The organism is Bradyrhizobium sp., assembly GCF_049586575.1.
Taxonomy (GTDB): domain Bacteria; phylum Pseudomonadota; class Alphaproteobacteria; order Rhizobiales; family Xanthobacteraceae; genus Bradyrhizobium.
The window spans coordinates 1-3,461 of record NZ_JBAVCF010000027.1 but is presented as its reverse complement, the minus strand read 5'-3'; the positions used below and the strand labels follow the sequence as shown (position 1 = coordinate 3,461).

Sequence of the window (3,461 nt, the reverse complement as noted above, 5' to 3'; positions counted from 1 at the left end):
GGCCGTCCCCGACAGCGCGACCGACAACACAAGGACCGATAACCATTTGATGTTGGGCATGGGCATTTTCTCCAGCGGATGGGTGGTCTCGCACTGCCCAAATTAGAACGGCGTGCGGCGGCACAATTGGGACACCCAATGCCACCAACGCCGGAATGATCTTGCGGGTTCCGTCGGCGCAGATCGTTCGCGCTCACACGGAGGATAAAAACGATTTAAGTTGCTATTCGCCGTCGCGTAGCCGCCGATAAACTGCCCCCAGCACGTTGCAATAATCGTCGGTCCAGACCCGCTGATTGGCGTTGGCGTCGGTTTCTGCCCATTGCTCGGTGGAAGCGAGCTTGCCGACATCGGCTTCCGCGCGCGCCGAGACCACGACATTGGTGGCGAAGATGTATTCGCTGTCGCGGCCGGAGTCTTCGTCGTAGACCCAGCTCTTGAGCCCGTTGGCGTTGGCGATGCCGACCACGACGCTCGCCAATTCCAGATGCCGGTTCGAGACATGCATCACGACCGCGCCTTGCGGCGAAAGCTTGTTCTTGTAGATCGCCATCGCCTCTTTGGTGGCGAGATGGATCGGGATCGCATCCGACGAATAGGCATCGACGATGATCAGGTCGTAGACGCCGTTGGGCTCACGCGCAAAGGTCAGCCGCGCGTCGCCGATGGTCGGCTTCAGGCCGGGTTCGCATTTCTCGACATAGCTGAAATACTTCGGATCGCGCGCGGTATCGACCATCGACTGGTCGATCTCGAAGAATTTCCAGGTCTCGCCGGGCGCGGATGCGCAGGTCAACGTGCCGGAGCCGAGGCCGATGACGGCGACCCGCAACGGCGCGCCCTTGCGCTGGCGGATCGCCGTGATCGCCTGCCCGATGCCGCCATCCTTGTGATAGTAGGTGATCGGCTCGGGACGGCCTGCGACCGGCGTGCCGTCGGCATTGGCGTATTTTTCGGCGCCGTGGATCGTGGTGCCGTGCATCAGCACATGGTAGCGGCCGTTCGGGGTGGTCACGATCTTGTGGACGCCGAAGAAGCTGCGCACGGTCTCCACTCGACCCTCATCGGCGGGGTAGACGCGGATCAGCAACAGCGCCAACGCCGCCAGCGCAGCAAGCTTGAGGCGCGCGGTGTTGAGCGCGAGCGCCAGCAGCATGGCGAAGACGGCGACCCCGCCCGCCACATAGACGCGATGGCCCTCAAACCAGTCGAACGTCTCGCCCTTCATCTGCTACGGCGCGATCAGCACCAGCGCCAGAATCACCGCAAGTGGCCAGAGCCAGCGGCTCAAGCGCGGCAGACGCTCGTCGGCGGGCGGACGGCAGAGCGCCGCGAGCACGATCAGGATCGGATACTCGGCCACCCAGGAAAATACGTTCGGCGCAATGAGGCCGGCAAAGAGTCCGCCGATCATGCCGCCAAACGAAAGCGCCACATAGAAGCCGGTGAGATATTTCGCCGGCGGCCGCGTCCGCGCCAGTTCGCCATGGCAGGCCATCGCAATGACGAAGAAACAGAGTTGGTGGCCGCCGAGCGTCAGCAGCAGGTTCTGCTCGCCGCCGACCGCGAGCAGCACGATGACGCCCGCAATCGCGGCCGGTTGCGCCCACAGCACCCATTTGTGCGGCAGCAGCGGACGCTGTTGGAACACCAGCACCCAGGTCAGCAGATAAAGCGAGAGCGGCAACACCCATAAAAGCGGCGCTGCGGCGACATCGGTCGAGATATGCGCGGTCACCGCAATCAAAAGGCCTGACGGCACGGCGGCCAGGAAAATCCAGCGCAAGCGCGTTCCCCAGGAAGGCGCCGGCGCGTTGCTTTCCGCCGCCGCGTTGTTTGCGATTGCAGAGATCGGCGCACGCCACAACAGAAAGCCGCACGCGGCGATCAGAACGATCAACAGGCCATAGCCGCCGGTCCAGATCAGGTTTTGCATCCTGAGCGTAAAGATCGGCTCCAGCACCAGCGGATAGGACAACAGCGCAAGAAAGCTGCCGATGTTGGACGACGCATAGAGAAAGTAAGGATCGGCGCCATCCGGATGGCCGGTACGGACGAACCAGGCTTGCAGCAGCGGGTTGTTCGCGGCGAGTGCGAAGAACGGCAAGCCGATCGACGCCACAAACAGGCCGAGCAGCCAGACCGCATAGCCGCTGGTCGGCGGTTCGCCCCAGCGCGCCGCGATCGTCAGCGGCAGCGCGGCAAACGCGACCAGCAGCAGCACCAGATGCACCACGATCGGGATCACACGGCTTTTGATCCGCATCAACAGATGCGCATAGACATAGCCCGCGAGCAGCAGCGACTGGAAAAACACCATCGCCACCGACCACACCGCAGGCGATCCGCCGAGCCGTGGCAGCACCATTTTCGTGAACAGCGGCTGCACCGAAAACAACAACAGCGCGCTGACGAAAATCGCCGCCGTGTAGGTCAGAAGCACCACCCGGTTGCGCGATGCGACAGACGGCTGGCTTGTAACCAATTCGGCAGCGGACATGAAAACTCCGGTAAGACGCCGGCTTGAGGGCGGCGCAATGGAGCATATGGCATAGACACGGGCAATCGGGGAGCCGATCAAACCGCTGTGCTAGTGGTCCGATTCCAACATTCGCGTGCCTTCTCAGCGGCCGCTTTGCGAAAGTTGGAATCAAAGGACCACTAGCCAAATACAGGTTTCTAGTGGAGTTTAGGATTTGACATGCGCTTTCCAGATTTGCGGCTAGGCCGGTTGCGAATGTCAAATCCACTCCACTAGCGGCCAAGGGTTCGCTATGTGATCCCTCTGTCATTTTCCGTCGTAACCGCGTGACCTGAAGCCCACATGAACGAAACAGACGTCGTCATCATCGGTGCCGGACATAACGGCCTCACCTGCGCGGCCTATCTCGCGGCCGCCGGCCTGCGGGTGAAGGTGGTCGAGCGGCGCAAGGTCGTGGGCGGCGCCGCGGTGACCGAGGAGTTCGTTCCCGGCTTCCGCAATTCGGTCGCGGCCTATACCGTGAGCCTGCTCAATCCGAAAATTATTTCCGACCTGAAACTCGGCGAGTATGGCCTGCGAATCGTCGAGCGCCGTGCACAGAATTTCCTGCCAGCGCCCGATGGCAGCTCACTATTGACCGGCGAAGGCCGCACGAAGCAATCCCTGGCCAAGCTCAGCCCACGCGACGCGGAAGCACTCGACGGCTTCAACCGCAGATTGGAAGAAATCGCCGATGTGCTGCGCGCCTTCGTGCTGCGCGCGCCGCCGAACATTGTTGAAGGTTTTGGTGCAGGCGCGATCCGCGAGGGCTTTAACGCGCTTGGATCAGCCAATATCCTGCGCCAGCTTTCACTCGAACAGCAACGCATGCTGCTGGATCTGTTTACACGTTCGGCTGGCGAGATGCTGGACGAGGTGTTCGAGAGCGACCTGATCAAGGCGTTGTTCGGCTTCGACGCCATCGTCGGTCATTATGCGA

At 61.9% G+C, this 3,461-nt stretch carries 1 protein-coding gene and 1 pseudogene; one reads left to right on the top strand and one right to left on the bottom strand.

Annotation, left to right across the window (positions count from 1 at the left end; all coding sequences use genetic code 11):
• Positions 1-223: 223 nt before the first annotated feature.
• A pseudogene (locus tag WB528_RS00915) lies at positions 224-2,500 on the bottom strand (fused MFS/spermidine synthase).
• 324 nt (positions 2,501-2,824) lie between these two features.
• On the opposite strand from WB528_RS00915, the gene WB528_RS00910 reads away from it, so the two are divergent.
• Positions 2,825-3,461: phytoene desaturase family protein (locus tag WB528_RS00910; RefSeq protein WP_423886554.1), on the top strand; the 637-nt coding region annotated here is incomplete at its 3' end.